General features: G+C 65.3%; 14 protein-coding genes. 12 read left to right on the forward strand and 2 right to left on the reverse strand.

Annotation, left to right across the window (positions count from 1 at the left end; all coding sequences use genetic code 11):
- Positions 1–33 precede the first annotated feature (33 nt).
- Positions 34–336 carry a hypothetical protein gene (locus QW887_RS10665; RefSeq protein WP_316170669.1) on the reverse strand — a complete coding sequence of 101 codons (303 nt, stop codon included), beginning with the start codon at positions 334–336 and terminating at the stop codon, positions 34–36.
- Positions 337–910: 574 nt separating this feature from the next.
- On the opposite strand from QW887_RS10665, the gene QW887_RS10670 reads away from it, so the two are divergent.
- From QW887_RS10670 to QW887_RS10715, 10 genes are all read left to right on the forward strand, one after another.
- On the forward strand, positions 911–2,905 hold the full coding sequence (locus QW887_RS10670; RefSeq protein ID WP_316164823.1) for a multicopper oxidase domain-containing protein: 1,995 nt from the start codon (positions 911–913) through the stop codon (positions 2,903–2,905).
- A gap of 629 nt (positions 2,906–3,534) precedes the next feature.
- Positions 3,535–3,993, forward strand: a complete 459-nt coding sequence (locus tag QW887_RS10675; protein WP_315752014.1) for an FMN-binding protein — start codon at positions 3,535–3,537, stop codon at positions 3,991–3,993.
- Complete coding sequence (locus tag QW887_RS10680; protein ID WP_315828122.1) at positions 3,974–4,864, forward strand: FAD:protein FMN transferase; 891 nt, start codon at positions 3,974–3,976, stop codon at positions 4,862–4,864. The genes QW887_RS10675 and QW887_RS10680 overlap by 20 nt, the downstream gene beginning before the upstream one ends.
- Positions 4,854–5,384 carry a hypothetical protein gene (locus QW887_RS10685; protein ID WP_315828123.1) on the forward strand — a complete coding sequence of 177 codons (531 nt, stop codon included), beginning with the start codon at positions 4,854–4,856 and terminating at the stop codon, positions 5,382–5,384. Before QW887_RS10680 ends, QW887_RS10685 begins: the two co-directional genes overlap by 11 nt.
- A 131-nt stretch (positions 5,385–5,515) precedes the next feature.
- Positions 5,516–5,734: a helix-turn-helix transcriptional regulator gene (locus tag QW887_RS10690; RefSeq protein ID WP_315752144.1), complete on the forward strand. Its 219-nt coding sequence runs from the start codon at positions 5,516–5,518 to the stop codon at positions 5,732–5,734.
- Between the two features lie 896 nt (positions 5,735–6,630).
- A complete protein-coding gene (locus QW887_RS10695; protein WP_316194520.1) occupies positions 6,631–7,953 on the forward strand; it encodes a dicarboxylate/amino acid:cation symporter in 1,323 nt (440 codons plus the stop codon).
- Between the two features lie 315 nt (positions 7,954–8,268).
- Positions 8,269–9,591 (forward strand): NAD(P)/FAD-dependent oxidoreductase, encoded by a 1,323-nt coding sequence (locus tag QW887_RS10700; RefSeq protein ID WP_315715806.1) that lies wholly within the window; start codon positions 8,269–8,271, stop codon positions 9,589–9,591.
- Positions 9,592–9,746: 155 nt separating this feature from the next.
- Positions 9,747–11,549: an ATP-binding protein gene (locus QW887_RS10705; protein ID WP_316174714.1), complete on the forward strand. Its 1,803-nt coding sequence runs from the start codon at positions 9,747–9,749 to the stop codon at positions 11,547–11,549.
- A 12-nt stretch (positions 11,550–11,561) separates the two neighbouring features.
- Positions 11,562–12,938, forward strand: a complete 1,377-nt coding sequence (locus QW887_RS10710; protein WP_315715599.1) for a sigma-54 dependent transcriptional regulator — start codon at positions 11,562–11,564, stop codon at positions 12,936–12,938.
- A gap of 187 nt (positions 12,939–13,125) precedes the next feature.
- A complete protein-coding gene (locus tag QW887_RS10715) occupies positions 13,126–13,362 on the forward strand; it encodes a hypothetical protein (protein WP_316174712.1) in 237 nt (78 codons plus the stop codon).
- 18 nt (positions 13,363–13,380) lie between these two features.
- On the opposite strand, the gene QW887_RS10720 is transcribed toward QW887_RS10715, so the two are convergent.
- A complete protein-coding gene (locus tag QW887_RS10720) occupies positions 13,381–13,731 on the reverse strand; it encodes a RidA family protein (protein ID WP_315715601.1) in 351 nt (116 codons plus the stop codon).
- Between the two features lie 287 nt (positions 13,732–14,018).
- On the opposite strand from QW887_RS10720, the gene QW887_RS10725 reads away from it, so the two are divergent.
- Complete coding sequence (locus QW887_RS10725; RefSeq protein ID WP_316170664.1) at positions 14,019–14,996, forward strand: ABC transporter substrate-binding protein; 978 nt, start codon at positions 14,019–14,021, stop codon at positions 14,994–14,996.
- 23 nt (positions 14,997–15,019) lie between these two features.
- A complete protein-coding gene (gene ilvD, locus QW887_RS10730) occupies positions 15,020–16,726 on the forward strand; it encodes a dihydroxy-acid dehydratase (protein ID WP_316174708.1) in 1,707 nt (568 codons plus the stop codon).
- Positions 16,727–16,783: the final 57 nt, after the last annotated feature.

Consider the following 16,783-nt stretch of genomic DNA (forward strand, 5'->3'; position numbering starts at 1 on the left):
GACAAAAGCGATGAGGCTCTCGGTCGATGGCGCTCAGCGCTTGCACAATCCGCTCGTCAGCACCCATCCCTTGTCCGTGAGAGCCGCGGAGACGATGTCGAAATACAGGCGCTTGTCGGGGTCGTCCTCCGATACGAAAGAGACCTGGCACAGGAAACGCCCGCCCTGGTCGCCCTTGTCGCAGGTCGCCTCGACGATCTTGAGGCCCTTGTCGTGGCGGACGCCGGATGACGGCGCCTCCTGCTCATAGGCCTTCTGGATGATCTCGGTGGTCGGTGCTCCACAGGCCATGCCGGTTACGTTGCAGGCCCATGCGAGAACAACAGCAAGCAGCATCGTTCGGTCTCCTCGGAGCGGGGCACTCACAAACATGTCCGGCAGCGTTCGCGTCCGACACGATCTCATGAGCTTCATGGCGAGCTACGAGAGCTGGTTGTCGTTTTTGTGTCGCTGCTGTCCGCCACGCGCACAACGCAGGCGTCTGGACGTGTAGTTAGATCGATTCTTAAACGCCGGTCGGCAATTCTCACAAAGCGAAAGAAAACGTCACAAAGGAGCCACCCGACATGGCGACGAAGGCTGAGGGGACGATGCGGCAGATCGGCTGATGAGTTCGGACTGCTCATTCGAATTCCGCATCCCGGGGACGGCGATCGTTCCTACCGGTGTATCTCGAGCCAGATGGGGATCAGGCATGTTAGTTGGGCGTGTGCGCAAGCCAACTCTGCGATTACTGACGTCGGCGGCCGCGATGTTGGCCGGTTTGACCGTTGCGGGTCCTGCGGCGCAGGCCCACGATCTGGCCGAGCCGACGGTGTTCAGGAGTTGGCATGGCGTGCTCGATCTGCTGATGATCGCGCGCCCCAAGCCGATCTCGACGATCACCTATGAGCCCCCTGGGGGCTCGCCGATGAACCCGACCGGCTGGGTCTACGAGATCTGTCGGCGGCCGGCCTCAGGCGACAAATGTCCTGCCGGCGCCGCGGTGGCGGATTATGGTGGCGTGCGACTGGCGCTGCAGAAGGGGGATACGCTGAAGATCAGGCTGGTGAACCAGCTGCCGCAGCTCGACCCGGCCAAGGTGAATCACAACACCGATCCCGGCCAGGCCAATTTGTTTCGCAATCCGACCAACCTGCATACCCATGGGCTGATCGTCGAGCCGCGCGCGCCGACGCTGACCGACCAGACGTTCGGGGACTACGTCTTCGTTCAGATCTTCAACTCGGCCAACGGCATGCCGGTGCCGCAGACCACCCATCAGCACGGCTCCAACAAGATGGACTCCGCGGATTACCGCATCGAGATTCCGCGCAACCACCCGTCGGGCCAGTTCTGGTTTCACCCGCACATCCACGGCATCTCGCTCAACCAGGTCTCGCAGGGCCTGGCGGGCATCATCTCGGTCGGCGAGGTCTCGGACTATGCGCATGGCGATGCCAGGCATTCGCCGTTTCCGGACGCGAGCGTGCGCCATCTGATCCTGAAGGATCTTCAGGTCGCGCCCGGCGGCCCGGTGCAGTTCGACAGCGGTCCGGTGGACGTCCAGCCCGGCGAGGTGATCAACCAGCAGGATCCGGGCTTCTGCGCCCAGTTTCCGGCAGACAGCTCCGAAGTGCGTGAGGGGGCGTGCCCGGGCGTCGATCTGTCGGCCGATGGCGGCTCCAACTTCTCCGGCGGCAAATGGTTCTTCACGGTCAACGGCCAGACGTTCCCGAAGATCAAGGTCACCGATCCCGATGGCGAGGTCTGGCGGCTCACCAATGCGTCCGGCAGCCTGTCCTACAATCTTCAGCTGACCGATGACGAGACGCAGAAGCCGATGGTCATGCAGCTGATCTCGGTCGACGGCGTGAGCGTGAACCTGCCGCAGGATACGACGATGGACACCATGGTTCGTCTCGGCGGCGCCCGCTTCAGGGTCGTTCCCTGTCCGCCGTCGCCAACGTCGGGCTTTCATTCGAAGCCGGTCTGCGTCACCCAGATGGTCATGATGCCGAGCTCGCGCACCGAGGTGTTCGTCACCTATCGCGATCCCGCGACAGGTGCGATCGCCAGCCTTGGGCGGTCCGCCTCCGCGACCTTCAAGATGGCCGGATTGACGATGGGTAGCGGCGATCAGTGGCCGGCGGTCGATCTCGCCAAGGTGCACTTCCACCAGCGCGGTTGGCGCAATCACATCGCCTACGCCATGGACATCAGGGGAGACGCCTTGGCGACCATGCAGCCGTCGGGCATCCTCGATGCCAAGGTGCCGTACGCGAACGCCGCGCCGCTGCGTGCCGGCTGCCGTCCGCTGCCGGCGGGGCATCGCCGCCGGATCTTCTTCGGCATCGCCGACCTGACCGACGACGGCACCTTCGGTCTCGGCTATGAGGAGGTCGATCAGAACGGCAACCCGGTGCCCGGCACCCAGCTCCCGGTGAGCCAGTTCGACCCGTCGCAGAACATCGTCTGTCTGCCGCTCGCGCCGGGACAGCGCCCCGTCCACGAGACCTGGGAGCTGGTGCAGCTGTCGACGGAAAATCACAACTTCCACATTCACCAGACGCGCTTCCGGACCGTCAACAGCAAGGCGGGAGAGAACACGCCGCTGTCGGTATCGCTGAACAGGAGCATCGGCGGGGGTATGCTGCAGGACAACGTCCCGCTCGGCGTCGCGACTCCGAACGTCCCGGAAGTAATGGAATCCCAGAGCGGGGTCTGCAGCATCGAGCAGTGGCGGAACGGGCAGTGCACGTCGAAGCCCGTGGTGGTTGATATCCCGTTCTCACAGGTCGGCGAGTTCGTCTATCACTGCCATATTCTCGAACATGAGGACGGGGGCATGATGGCGAAGATCAAGGTCGTGCCCTCGCCCTATGGCGGCAATCCGTGGGAGGCAATGAACCAGATGCCGTGGTAGTTGCGGCAGCGGTCTTCTGCCATGTCGTTCACGAGGTCGGCGCCACATCTGCGGCGCCGACCTTCGTTTGTGCGCAGCGATGCTCATGCGCGGCCGCCTTACCGCCGCGAAGGACGATCGCCTGCCAAACGCGACGCGCTTTCCAGGTCCTGTTCGAAGAAGGGATTACGCATTTTGAATCGATCTAAACGGCTGCAAACGTCTTTGCATGACTTTGAAATGTCAGGCTCGCGTGCCGCAAGCTGCGCGAGCGCGGGTCCCCGCGATGTGGCGATCTGCAGCAACATTGTTATTCCCCAGCCGCTCCGGCAAATCGCCAACATCGACGCGGCAATTCGCCGCAATCGAAACACTACTCTCTCGACTGACATTCGGAGCCATTTGCAGCGCGCGTGGTTGCGAACGTCGCAAGGACGGAGGCAGACCCGCGAACGGGTAGGGCTGTTGCCGAGGCAAAGTGTGATCGATCGCTCGGGTTCATCGTCGCACTGAACTGGATGGTTCGGAGCGTCGCTGCTGCGGTTTAGACGGCTTCGCAGGAGAGGTTGACAGCGATCGATACCCTGAGAAGACGAAAATGCGTTCGGCGAGGGAGGGCGTACCATGGAAACAAAGTTGAGGTGGACGAGATGAGCGATTGGTTGAAATGGACGGCGCCCGCCGTGGCCGTCATGTCGATCGCCGCACCGGCCCATGCCATTCAGTACATGAGCGTCGAAGAGGCGCAGAAGGCCGCTTTTCCGGGAGCCAGCTTTTCCGAAGTCCAGCCGGGCAGGGTATGGAAGTCGAGCAATGGCGGCTACTTCTATTACGATCACGTCGTTGGCAAGCACCTCCTGATCGACTACACGGTTGCCGTCGGACCCGACGGGCGGGTGCGTCGCGTCGACATTCTGAACTATCGCGAATCCTATGGCGGCGAGGTGCACGATGCCAGCTGGCTCGGTCAGTTCGTCGGCAAGAGCAGTCAGAACGAGCTTCGCATCAACTCCGACATTCGCAACATCTCGGGCGCTACGCTGTCCTCTACCCATTTGACCGAGGGCGTTAAGAAGGTGCTGTCGTATCATGCCAGCCACTTCCGCTAGCCTTCGACGAGCACGGGCTCTGCTCGGGACATTCGTCGAGATCGACGTCACGGATGCACGCCGCTGCGATGCGGAGAATGCCGTTGAAGCGGCGTTTTCCGCGGTGACCGACGTGCATCGGCTGATGAGTTTCCACGATCCCGACAGCGACGTGTCGCGGCTGAACCGCGCGGCATCGAGCGGCGTCGTGAAGGTGCATTCCTGGACCTACGCCGTGCTGAAGATGGCGCTCGATGTGACCCATCACTCCGACGGCGCCTTCGACGTTGCCGTCGCCGGCGCGGCAAGGCCGTCTGTGGGCTCGACGGCGCAAGCGGATGTCCCGCAGTCGACTGCGATCGAGTTGCTCGCCGACGACCGCGTCCGTTTCCGCGATTCCGCCGTCAAGATCGATCTCGGCGGCATCGCCAAGGGGTTCGCCGTGGACCGCGCGATCGCGGCGTTGCAGAGCCGCGGCGTGCGCTCCGCAATGGTCAATGCAGGTGGGGACCTCGCCGCCTTCGGGCCCGATGCCCGCATCGTCCACATTCGCGACCCACGTTTCCCGGACAGGCTTTTGTGCCAGGTCGAAGTAAGCAATGGGGCGCTCGCGTCGTCGGCGCGCCGCTTCGACCCGTTTCGATCGACGGAAACAATGGATACAGCGGTCGTCACGCCTTCGACCCGGCTGCCCACAGGGGCGGCCCACGGCGCCACCGTGAGCGCGCCAACCTGCATGGTTGCCGACGCGCTGACCAAGGTCGTCATGGTCGCCGGCGAGCAGTCCGCGGCGTCATTGGCGCGCTTCCAGGCGAGCGCCATGTTGATTGCGGCGAACGGCGACATTCATACGACACCGGACTGGCAAGGAGTTCACCAGCATGCGGCTTAAGGGCTTGTTTCGGTTCGCCCTCTACGGAATTCTCGGGCTCTTGTTCGCCAGCGGCGCGCTGTGGATCTATGCCGACCAGATGAAGACCCGCACGGAGCTGGACAGCGAGATGTGGCAGCAGGCCGCCGCATACCTGCTGAGCATGCATGGCGGAACTGCAATGGTGACGCTGATGCTGCTTGGGGCGCTCGGTCCCATGCACGTCCAGCGCGCGTGGCGTGCCGGGAAGAATCGAGCGACCGGTATCGTCAGCCTCGCGATGTATGGTCTGCTCATCGCGACGGCGTTCGGGCTCTACTACGTCGGATCCGAAGCGCTTCGGCCCTGGATCAGCACGGTCCACATTGCGTTCGGGCTCGGCGTTCCGGCTGTCATCACCGCCCACATCATCGTCGGCCGCTCGAGCGTTGTTGCCACGGCTCAGTCCGTGCGGCCACAACGTGCGACCTCTCCGACCCTGGTTCCTGCCGACGCGCCTGCCGATGCCGATCTGGTCAACGTCATGAGCAAGGTAGGTTGACCGCATCCGGCGTTCGGCTGGCCGAGCAGGTCTCCATCCCGGCAACGATTTCCTTGCTCGCAGTTGGCCAACCGCCGCATGGAGGAATTCTCCGAGCCGGCGATCGATGCGTCCCATGAAATGGCTGTTTGATGACTCCCGATCGATCTCGGGCAGCTCGTGGTCTGCTCGACTGGTCTCAGGCTGAATTGGCTGCTCGGTCCAATTTGAGTGACAGTACCATTCGCGATTTCGAAAAAGGCGGCCGGATCCCGTCAATCAACAATTTGGCGGCCGTCAGGCGCGCCCTGGAGGCGGGAGGCGTGCAATTCATCGACGGCGACCAGCCCGGTGTTCGATTGGCGCGCTGATAGTTAACTCCGATCGCTCAGATTCCAAAGCCGCCCTGGGCTCGCTAGCCGCCCATGGAATTGGCCATCATCTACTCTGCAGCCGCGGCAACTTCTGGCGAAGCCAATAGCCGAGTTCAACACTCGGATGCGACGGGCGCCGCGGGCGCCTCGCGTTTGCGATCAAGGCGCGAGAATAGCCAATGATGGCTCATTGGTCATTCGCCCTGTTCTTGACGCTTGCCCTGACGCGCCCGCAACCCGGGAAGTGGTTCGAGACCGATTTGGCAGTCCGTAGGCGGGCTCGCGTTCCGAATAGCGATGTAACCTATTGGAAAACCCAGGGTCGGTTTCTCTCTGTGTTTCAGAATGCGCGTTGATTTGTGTAGCGGACCGCGCAACTTTTGATTCCGCCATTCGGAGGTTCGATCCCTCCCGCCCCGGCCAGGTCGAGCGCGACAGGCAGGGATGGATATTGCCGGCGGGAACCATGTCGCCGGCGCGTCCGATGTTTCGGACGCCTGCGACGGCAAATTTCCGGAAGTCCAGACAGGTCGCGGGCTGTGGCTTGGTCGCGCGCCGCGTGATGGTTCACAAATCGTAGCAAACTGAAGGACATGCAGGCGCTTCATGCGGCACCGCACCGCTGGCACGATTGCTGCTTGCTGAGCCGCCAAACGAGCGCCAGCTCCAGAACAACAGATGCGAGGGGACGTCCGGATGCCAGCCCACAGCTCATTCCTGACCTGAGACCCGGCGACAGGCGATCCCGCCTGTGCGAGCTTCTCGGGTCCGCCCCCGGCGCGGCCTGCGTCCAGACGCACGACGTTGCCCCGGCACGCAATGGAGCCGGCGCGGAAGCGGGTCATAGGCAGACCAGAGAGATAGACCGAGTGAGATCAGGGAGAGAAGATTCGATGTCTGCAACCACCACAGCGGCCGCGGCGCCGCAGAAACCGTTCTACCGGGTCCTCTATGTGCAGGTCCTGTTCGCGATCGTGCTCGGTGTCATTGTCGGCTGGCTCTGGCCCGAGCTCGGCAGGAACGAATGGATCAAGGCGCTGGGCGACGGCTTCGTCAAGCTGATCAAGATGGTGATCGCGCCGGTCATCTTCTGCACCGTCGTGTCGGGCATCGCGCATGTCTCCGAGGTGAAGAAGGTCGGCCGCGTCGCCGTCAAGGCGCTGATCTATTTCGAGATCGTCTCGACCTTCGCGCTCGCGCTCGGGCTCATCGTCGGCAATTTCATTCAGCCGGGAGCAGGGTTCCAGGGCCAGAGCAGCAATGCCGCCGCCGTCGCCAACTACGCCAAGCAGGCGAGCGAGATGAGGTCGGTCGACTTCGTGCTCCACATCATCCCGGACACGGTGGTCGGAGCGTTCGCGCAGGGCGAGATCCTGCAGGTGCTGCTGTTCTCGATCCTGTTCGGCATTTCGCTGATGACGCTCGGCGAGCGGGGTCACACCATGCGCGCCTTCGTCGACGACGCCGCGCACGCGATCTTCGGCGTCATCGCCCTCGTGGTGAAGGCCGCTCCGATCGGCGCCTTCGGCGCCATGGCCTTCACCATCGGCCGCTATGGGCCGCAGGCGCTCGGCAACCTCGCCGGCCTGATCGCGACCTTCTATCTCACGGCGATCGCCTTCGTCGTAATCGTGCTCGGTATCATCGCCCGCATCGCCGGCTTCTCGATCTTCAAGTTCCTCAAATACATCAAGGACGAGCTGCTGATCGTGCTCGGCACCTCGTCGTCCGAGAGTGCGCTGCCGCAGATGATGGAGAAGCTTGAGCGCCTCGGCTGCTCCAAGCCGGTCGTCGGCCTGGTGGTTCCGACCGGCTACTCGTTCAATCTCGACGGCACCAATATCTACATGACGCTGGCGACGCTGTTCATTGCGCAGGCGATGAACGTTCACCTGTCCTTCGGCGAGCAGATCACGATCCTGCTGGTCGCGATGCTGACCTCGAAGGGCGCCTCGGGCATCACCGGCGCCGGCTTCATCACCCTGGCCGGAACGCTGGCGGCCGTGCGGCCGGAGCTCGTTCCTGGCATGGCGATCGTGCTCGGCATCGACAAGTTCATGAGCGAGTGCCGCGCACTGACCAATCTGTGCGGCAACGGCGTCGCCTGCGTGATCGTGGCGTGGTGGGAAGGCGAGCTCGATCGCGACAAGCTGCGCATCGCGCTCGATCGCGATATCGACCCGGCCGACGTCGAAGTCGCGGTCACGACGGGATAGGCCTGCGGCCGTGGGGCGCTGCCGTCGCATTCCAGCGTCGGTGGCGCCGGTCGCGGCCATGCCCAATCGCGATGGCGCCAACATCTCGGATAATCTGCTAAGGTGGCGGCGGGCAGGGGCTCACCGTGGAGGCATCCCGCCTGGTGCCGCAAGGTCGGCATGGATTCTGACCATTGCGACGATACGGCGTATCGTGAACATGGTCGCGCTGGCTGGGGCGGCGGTGCCGAAGGGACGACGTCACCGGCGTGACATCGGAGTCATGCCGTCGGAGTCATGCCGTCGCGCCGCGGTCACCCTTGGAGAGGTTCGATGATGGCCGTTGCGCAGCCTGGTGTCCCTCGCATCGTGATCGTCGGCGGCGGCGCCGGCGGCTTGGAGCTCGCGACCCGGCTCGGAGACAGATACGGCCGCCGGGGGAAGCTCGACGTCACCCTGGTCGAGCGCAACCGCACCCATGTCTGGAAGCCGAAGCTGCACGAGATCGCCGCGGGCAGCATGGACCTCTCGGCCCATGAGGTCGACTATCTCGCCCAGGCCTATTGGCACGGCTTCCACTACCGCATCGGCGACATGATCGGCCTCGACCGCGACAAGCGCGAGGTGCTGGTGGCGCCCTATCTCGATGCGGAGGGGCGCGAGGTCACGCCGCGGCGGACCATCCCCTATGACGTGCTCGTCATCGCCATCGGCAGCCAGAACAATGATTTCGGCACGCCCGGCGTGGTCGACCATGCGATCAAGCTGGAATCGCAGCACGACGCCCGGCGCTTCCACGAGCGCATGGTCAACGCCTGCATCCGCGTCCATTCGCAGTCCTCGCCGATCGCGCCGCACCAGCTCAAGGTCGCGATCATCGGCGCCGGCGCGACCGGCGTCGAATTGGCCGCCGAGCTGCATCGCACGACGCGCGAGGTGGTGGCCTATGGTCTCGACCAGGTCGACGCCGAGAAGGACATCAGGATCACGCTGATCGAAGCCGCGGGCCGGGTGCTGCCGGCTTTGCCTGAGCGGGTCTCGCGCGAGACCGAGAAGCTGCTCGCAAAGCTCGGCGTCGAGGTGCTCGTCGGCGCCAAGGTCGCCGAGGTCGGGCCCGACAAGGTGAGCCTCGCCGACGGCCGCGTCATCCCGGCCGAGCTGATCGTCTGGGCCGCGGGCGTCAAGGCGCCCGACTTCCTGAAGGACATCGCGGGGCTGGAAACCAACCGCATCAACCAGCTCGTGGTCAGGCAGACCCTGCAGACCACGCGCGACGAGCGCGTCTTCGCCATTGGCGACTGCTCGGCCTGCTCCTGGGGCGAGCGCGGCAACGTGCCCCCGCGGGCGCAGGCCGCGCATCAGCAGGCCTCGCACCTCTACAAGCAGATTCCGCGCTTCGTCAGGGGCGAGCCGCTGGCGGACTACCGCTATCACGATTTCGGCTCCCTGGTGTCGCTTGGCGAGTTCAGCACGGTCGGCTCGATGATGGGCGCGCTGGTCGGCGGCAATCTGGTGTTCGAAGGCCTGTTCGCGCGGATGATGTATCTGTCGCTCTACAAGATGCACGAATACGCGCTGCACGGGCTCGCCAAGGTCACGCTGGACACGCTGGCGCGCCTGATCACCCGCCGCACCGAGCCGCACGTCAAGCTGCACTGACGGGCGCGCCGAGGGCGCCGGCACGGCCGATTTTGTTGTCGCCTATTGCCCGGCAAGACCTTAGACTTGCAGCACAATTACGGATACGGCAGGCCCGGCCCGGTACATGGGTCCGGGGCGTGATGGGCCTGGACATGATGGGCCTGGAAAAGGGAATGACGGACCTTCCATTCCGGATCGGCCTCGAGGGACATCCCGACGTCACCGCGGTGGTCCGCAGGCGCGCGGGCTTGGTCGTTCGCGGAGTGATGGCGGCTGCGCTGGTCGGCGTCGCGGCATGGCTCGGCTATGCCATTGCCTTTTCCCGCGGGCTCGATCAGCGGCACGCCACGGCCCAGCAGCGGCTGGCGGTCGAGGCCGCGCAGCTTGACGGCTACCTCTCGCGTTTCGAATATCTGCCTTCCCTGCTCGAGACCTCGCCCGACGTCTTCCGGCTGCTCGGTACGCCGGACGATCGCGCGCTGCAGCAGAGCGTCAGCCTGTATCTCAAGTCGATCAATCTGCTGGCCGGCGCCGACAACCTCTATGTCCTCACGGTCGCCGGTGATGCGATCGCCGCCGCCGACTTCGATCAGCCGGGAACGCCGGTCGGCAGCAACCTGTCCTACCGGCCCTATATGCGCCAGGCGCTGGCGACCGGCCGCGGCGCGTTCTTCGGCATCGGCATCACCAGCGCGCGCGCCGGCTATTACCTGTCCTATGCGGTCAAGCAACAGGGACGGACGATCGGCGTCGCCGTCGTCAAGGTCAATCTCGATGCCTTCGAGCGCGAATGGCGCAACCGCGGTGCCGACATGCTTCTGGTCGACGCCCGCGGCGTCACCATTCTCGCCTCGCGCGAGGAATGGCGGTTCCGCCCGTTGACGCCGCTCTCGGTGGATGCGCTCGAGGAAATCGCGACGTCGAAGCCCTACGGCAGCTCCAGCCTCGCGCCGCTCGGCTGGACCTTCATGGAGAGGACCGATCGCGGCGGCCAGGTCGCGACCGAGCGCGGCGCGGTCTACAGCGTCGACGAGCGTCCGCTCAACGGGCGGCAATGGCAGCTGCTGCTGCTCGACGACGAGACGCCGATCCGGCGGACGGCCTTGATCATCGGCGCGCTCTCGGGTCTCGCCAGCATCGTGGCGCTGCTGGCGTTCGGCCTGCTGGCGCAGCGACGCCGCGAGATCCGGCAGCGGCTGGCGAGCCAGGCCGCGCTGCAGGCCGCCAATGATCGGCTGGAAATGCGGGTGCAGGAGCGCACCGCCGAATTGCGCGCCGCGCAGGACGAGCTCGTCCATGCCGGCAAGCTTGCCGTGCTCGGCCAGATGTCGGCCGGCATGGTGCACGAGATCAACCAGCCCTTGGCGGCGCTGCAGACTGCTTCCGACAATGCCGTGCAATTCGTCGATCGCGGCATGATCGGGGAGGCCCGCGGCAATCTCATCCGCATCGGCGAGATGGTCCGCCGTCTCGCGCGCCTGACCGGTCAGTTGCGCGTGTTCGCCTACAAATCGAACGCGCCGCTCGATGCCGTCGCGGTCGAGCAGGCCCTGTCCGAGACGTTCAAGATCCTCGGCGCGCGGGTGAAGGACGGCCATGTCGACGTGACCATCGATCTCGCGCCCGAGCTTCGTGTCAGGGCCGATCAGATCCGGCTCGAGCAACTGCTCTGCAACATCATCGCCAACGCGCTCGATGCCGTCGAGGGCGCCGCGCGGAAGTCCATCCACATCCGCGCCGTGCGTGAGGAGGGGCAGTGCCGCATCGCCATCGCCAACAGCGGCCCGGCGATCGCCGCCGATGTCCTGCCGCGCCTGTTCGAGCCCTTCGTCACGACCAAGCCGGCCGGCAAGGGTCTCGGACTTGGGCTCGTGATCGCCAATCACATCGCGCGGTCGTTCGGCGGCGAGCTGCGGGCGCGCAATCTTGAGCCGTCCGGCGCCGAGTTCATCGTGCTGCTGCCGCTTGCCGATTGAAGAGGTTCCCACATGACTCCTGAGCAACCGGTCGGCGTGATCTATGTCGAGGACGACGAGGATGTCCGCATCGGCGCCGTCCAGGCGCTGCAGCTCGCCGGCCTGTCGGTGACGCCGTTCGCCTCCGCCGAAGCCGCAGGCGGAATCGTTCGCGCCGACATGCCGTTCGTGGTGGTCTCCGACGTGCGGCTGCGCGGCAAGAGCGGCACCGAGTGGCTGTCCGAGCTGCAGCGGCTCGATCCGGACCTGCCGGTCATCCTGGTCACCGGTCATGGCGACATCTCGATGGCCGTGGAAGCGATGCGCAACGGCGCCTATGACTTCATCGAGAAGCCGTGCTCGTCGGAGCAGCTCGTCTCCGTCGTGCGCCGCGCCCTCGACAAGCGTCGCCTGACGCTCGAAGTCCGCACCTTGCGCTCGGCGCTCGCCGACCGCCAGGGCATCGAGGCGAGCCTGCTCGGGCGCTCGCCGCAGATCCAGGAGGTGCGCCGCCTCGTCGCCAATCTGGCCTCGACCAATGTCGACGTGACGATCTATGGCGAGACCGGCACCGGCAAGGACGTCGTCGCCCGTTGCCTGCACGCTCACAGCGCCCGGCGTGGCGGCAACTATGTCGCGGTGAATTGCGGCGGCCTGCCGGAATCACTGGTTGAGAGCGAATTGTTCGGCCACGAGGCCGGCGCCTTCACCGGCGCGACCAAGCAGCGGATCGGCAAGATCGAATATGCCCACGGCGGCACGCTGTTCCTCGACGAAATCGAGAGCATGCCGCTCAGCGTGCAGGTGAAGCTGCTGCGGGCGTTGCAGGACCGCTCGGTCGAGCGCGTCGGCTCCAACAAGCCTGTGGCGGTGGACTGCCGCGTGGTGGCGGCCAGCAAGGCCAATCTGCTCGAGCTCAGCGAGCAGAAGCTGTTCCGCGCCGATCTGTATTATCGTCTCGGCGTCGCCTTCATCGAGCTGCCTCCGTTGCGCGAACGGCGCGAGGATATCCCGATCCTGTTCGAGCACTTCACCCTCGAGGCCGCCAAGCGGTTCGAGCGCGACGCGCCGATCGTGAACGAGCAGACCATGTCGCTGCTGCTCGGCTACTCATGGCCGGGCAACGTGCGCGAGTTGCGCAACGTCGCCGACCGCTTCGTGCTCGGTGTGCTCGACCGCAAGGTCCTCGACCGCTCGGGCGCCGCAGCCTCGGAGCTGTCGCTGCCACGGCAGTTGGAGAACATCGAGCGCTCGATCATCGAGGATGCGTTGCGCCGCAAGCTCGGCGACGTGCCGGCGACCGCGGCGCTGCTGAGCATTCCGAAGCAGACGCTTTACGACAAGATCAAGCGGCTCGCCGTGAAGGTCGATGGCATCCGCGAGGGCGCGCCGCTGCGGCCGCAGTCCTGACCGTGGCTGCATCGCCAGCGCCCGTCCGCATCGTCATCGCGTCGACGCCGACCACCACTGCGCTCATCTGATGTTGCGACGCGCGACTTATGCTCCTCGCGGACCCGGTCGTCCTGCGGCGGCAGGAAGGCATCTGTTCCATGCCGGCGATCAGGAACGAATGCTGGAGAAGGCTTGTTGAAGGATCATGACAGGCCGAGACACCCGCGACCTGCGCTCCGGCGCCTACGACCCCGTCAGCAAGGACGGTCTGCCGCAGCCGCAACAGGTCAAGGACAAAACGACGTCCCGCCAGCAGGAGCAGTGGGGCGCCGACGTGCGGGCCGAGCCGGTGCCCGGCACCGAGCCGGTGCTTCCGGAAGGGCTCAGGCGCGAGCGGCGTGATCCGCTCAATCGCAACACTGGTCGCCGCGACACCGACTAGTGCGCGGCGACCCAGCGCCTATTTTGCCGCGATCACCATGATCTCGACGGTGTATTGCGGCGCGGCAAGCCCGGCCTCTACGGTGGCGCGAGCCGGGGTGTTGCCGGCCGAGACCCAGCCGTCCCACACGGCGTTCATTTCGCCGAATGTCTTGATGTCGGTGAGGTAGATCGTCGCCGACAACAGCTTCGACTTGTCGGTGCCGGCCTTGGCGAGATGGCCGTCGATGATCGAGAGAATCTCCTCGGTCTGCTTGGTAACGCTTTCACCGGCCGTCTTCTGCGCGACGACGCCGGCGAGATAGACGGTATTGCCATGAACGACGACCTGGCTCATGCGCGGGCCAATTTCGAAACGCTGGATCGACATCGAAGAACTCCTCAAAAGGTCAATTCGGGGCTTCTCCCTAGCGCGTGCGACGCGGCAACGCCAGTCGGCCGAACGGCCACTCTCGCCACCTTGGGGCGTGCGACCTTGCGTTGTCGACAGCGCCGCGGCACACGGAACGCGGCACTTCACGATGATCCGCCCTTGTCGCGCTGCAAGGCGGGCTTGCCCATGGGGCAGGCAAAGGCGGGCGTTTTCCGCGCTTGCACAGATATTTGAGACATGAAACATTCTCCGCGAGGTTGCTTTTTGAATGGCGGAGGGGCGTGATGCGGAAACGATCGATGCTGGCGGCACTCGCGGCGATGGCTTTGGTGACGAGCGCGGGGCCGACATTCGCACAGCAGACGATCCGCGTCGGCTGGACCATCCCGGCGGAAGAATCCAAATACTGGATGATGAAGCGGCCCACCGAATTTCCGGATCTCGGCAAGACCTACAACATCGAGTGGACCCAGTTCCAGGGAACGGCACCGATGACGCAGGCGCTGGCCGCCGGCGCGCTCGACTGCGCCACGCAGGCGCCGCTGTCGCTGGCGAACGGCGTGGTCGGCGGCGGCCTCAAGGCCTACATCGTCGCCCAGCACGTCTATGAGAAGCCGGGCGGTTTCTCGGTCTACTGGGCGGTCAAGGACGATTCCCCGATCAAGACCATCGCCGACCTGAAGGGCAAGACGGTCGGCATTTCCGTGATCGGTGGCGGCACGCAAGGGCCGTTCAACATGCTGCTGAAGCAGGCCGGGCTCGATCCCGCCAAGGACATCAAGCTGGTCGAGGTCGGCTTCGCTGTGTCGGAGGATGCGCTGCGCCAGGGCCGCGTCGACGCCGTCAACATGAATCAACCCTTTGCAGCGCGCGCCGAGGCCAAGGGCGGCACCCGCAAGCTGTTCTCGCTGTCCGAGGCGATGCCGAACATCGTGCACATCCTTGAGGCCTGCCGCGCCGACTTCGTCGACAAGAACCCGGAGCTGGTGAAGGCCTATGTCCGCGACATCACGACGGGCATGAAGAAGGCGCTCGCCAATCGCGACGAGACCTTGAAGGTGGTGTCGGAGGTCATGAAGGCGCCGGTTGCCGTCATCGACACCTATCTGCTGAAGGACAATGATTTCGGCCGCGATCCGGTCGCCGCGCCGAACTTCCCGGCGATCCAGAAGATGCTAGACATCTACGCCGAGACCGGCATGCTGCCGAAGCTCGACGTCGCCCAGTTCAAGCATCCGACGATCGTCGCGCCGATCCAGTAGGCGGCCGGCGCGGAGCCTTGTCGATGAGGAAGCTGCGATCGCGCGTGACGGTGGAGGGGCTCGATCGCGCCCCGCACCGCGCCTTCATGCGCGCGATGGGGCTGGATGATGCCGACATCGCCAAGCCGATGATCGGCGTCGTCAGCCAGAAGGGCGAGCAGACGCCCTGCAACATGACGCACGACTTCCAGGTCGATGCGGCCAAGACGGGCATCTCGGAGGCCGGCGGCACGCCGCGCGAGTTCGCCACCGTCTCGGTCTCCGACGGCATCAGCATGAACCACGAGGGAATGAAGTTCTCTCTGTTCTCGCGCGAGCTGATTGCCGACTCCATCGAGGCCGTCGTCCATGGCCTCGCCTATGACGCGCTGATCGGCTTCGGCGGCTGCGACAAGACCTTGCCCGGCGTCATGATGGGCATGGTCCGCTGCAATGTGCCGTCGATCTTCATCTATGGCGGCAGCGCGCTGCCCGGCAGCTACCAGGGCCGGACGCTCACGGTGCTCGATTCTTACGAGGCCGTCGGCAGCTACATGACCGGCGAGATCGACGCACGGACGCTCGAAGGCATCGAGCGGACCTGCCTCCCGACGATCGGCGCCTGCGCCGGGCAGTTCACCGCCAACACCATGGGCATGCTGTCGGAGGCGATGGGCCTGTCGATGCCCAACGTCTCGATGATTCCCGGCGTCTATGCCGAGCGAGCGCACGTCGCGCGTCAGGCCGGACGCCTGATCATGCAGATGCTCGCGCGCGGCGGGCCGCTGCCGCGCGACATCGTCACCCGCAAGGCGCTGGAGAACGGGGCGGCCATTGTCGCGGCCACCGGCGGCTCCACCAACGCCGCGCTGCATCTGCCGGCGATCGCCAATGAGGCCGGCATCCGTTTCACGCTCGACGATGTCGGCGAGGTCTTCGCGCGCACGCCGCTGATCGGCAATCTCAGGCCGGGCGGCAAGTACACGGCGAAGGACGTCTACGACATCGGCGGCGCCGCCGTTGTGATCCGCGCGCTGATCGAGAGCGGCCACATCGACGGCTCCTGCATCACGGTCACCGGCCGCACGCTGGCCGAGGAATATGGCGCGGCCAATGCGCCGGACGGCGAGATCGTGTTCAGCCCGGCCAGGCCGATCATGGCGGATGGCGGCGTCGCTGTCCTCAAGGGCAACCTCGCGCCCGACGGCGCCGTCATCAAGGTTGCCGGCCTCAAGAACCTGGTGTTCGAGGGCCGCGCGCGGGTGTTCGAGGACGAGGAGGCCTGCGTCGCCGCGGTGCGCGCACGCAACTATCAGGCCGGCGAGGTGCTGATCATCCGCAACGAGGGTCCGGTCGGCGGTCCTGGGATGCGCGAGATGCTCGGCGTCACGGCGCTGATCTATGGCCAGGGCATGGGCGAGAAGGTCGCGCTGGTCACCGACGGCCGCTTCTCCGGCGCCACCCGCGGCATGTGCATCGGCTATGTCTCGCCGGAAGCCTTCGTCGGCGGTCCGCTGGCGCTGGTGCAAGACGGCGATCCGATCCGCATCGATGCGAAGGCGCGCACGCTCGACGTGCTGCTCGATGAGTCCGAGCTCGCGGTGCGTCGCAGCGCGTGGTCGCAGCGGCCGCCGCGGCACAGGGCAGGGGCACTGGCGAAATACGCGAAACTCGTTGGGCAGGCACCGCTCGGCGCCGTGACTCACGAAGGGCCGGCCGAATGGCCCTGGTTCGATCAGGACCGGGAATGATCCGCGCGTGGCGACGATTGGCAGGTTTCTTGCTAATCTGCGGCAGTCTGTCTTGCC

This window comes from Bradyrhizobium sp. SZCCHNRI3052 (assembly GCF_032484895.1).
In the GTDB taxonomy this organism is placed as follows: domain Bacteria; phylum Pseudomonadota; class Alphaproteobacteria; order Rhizobiales; family Xanthobacteraceae; genus Bradyrhizobium.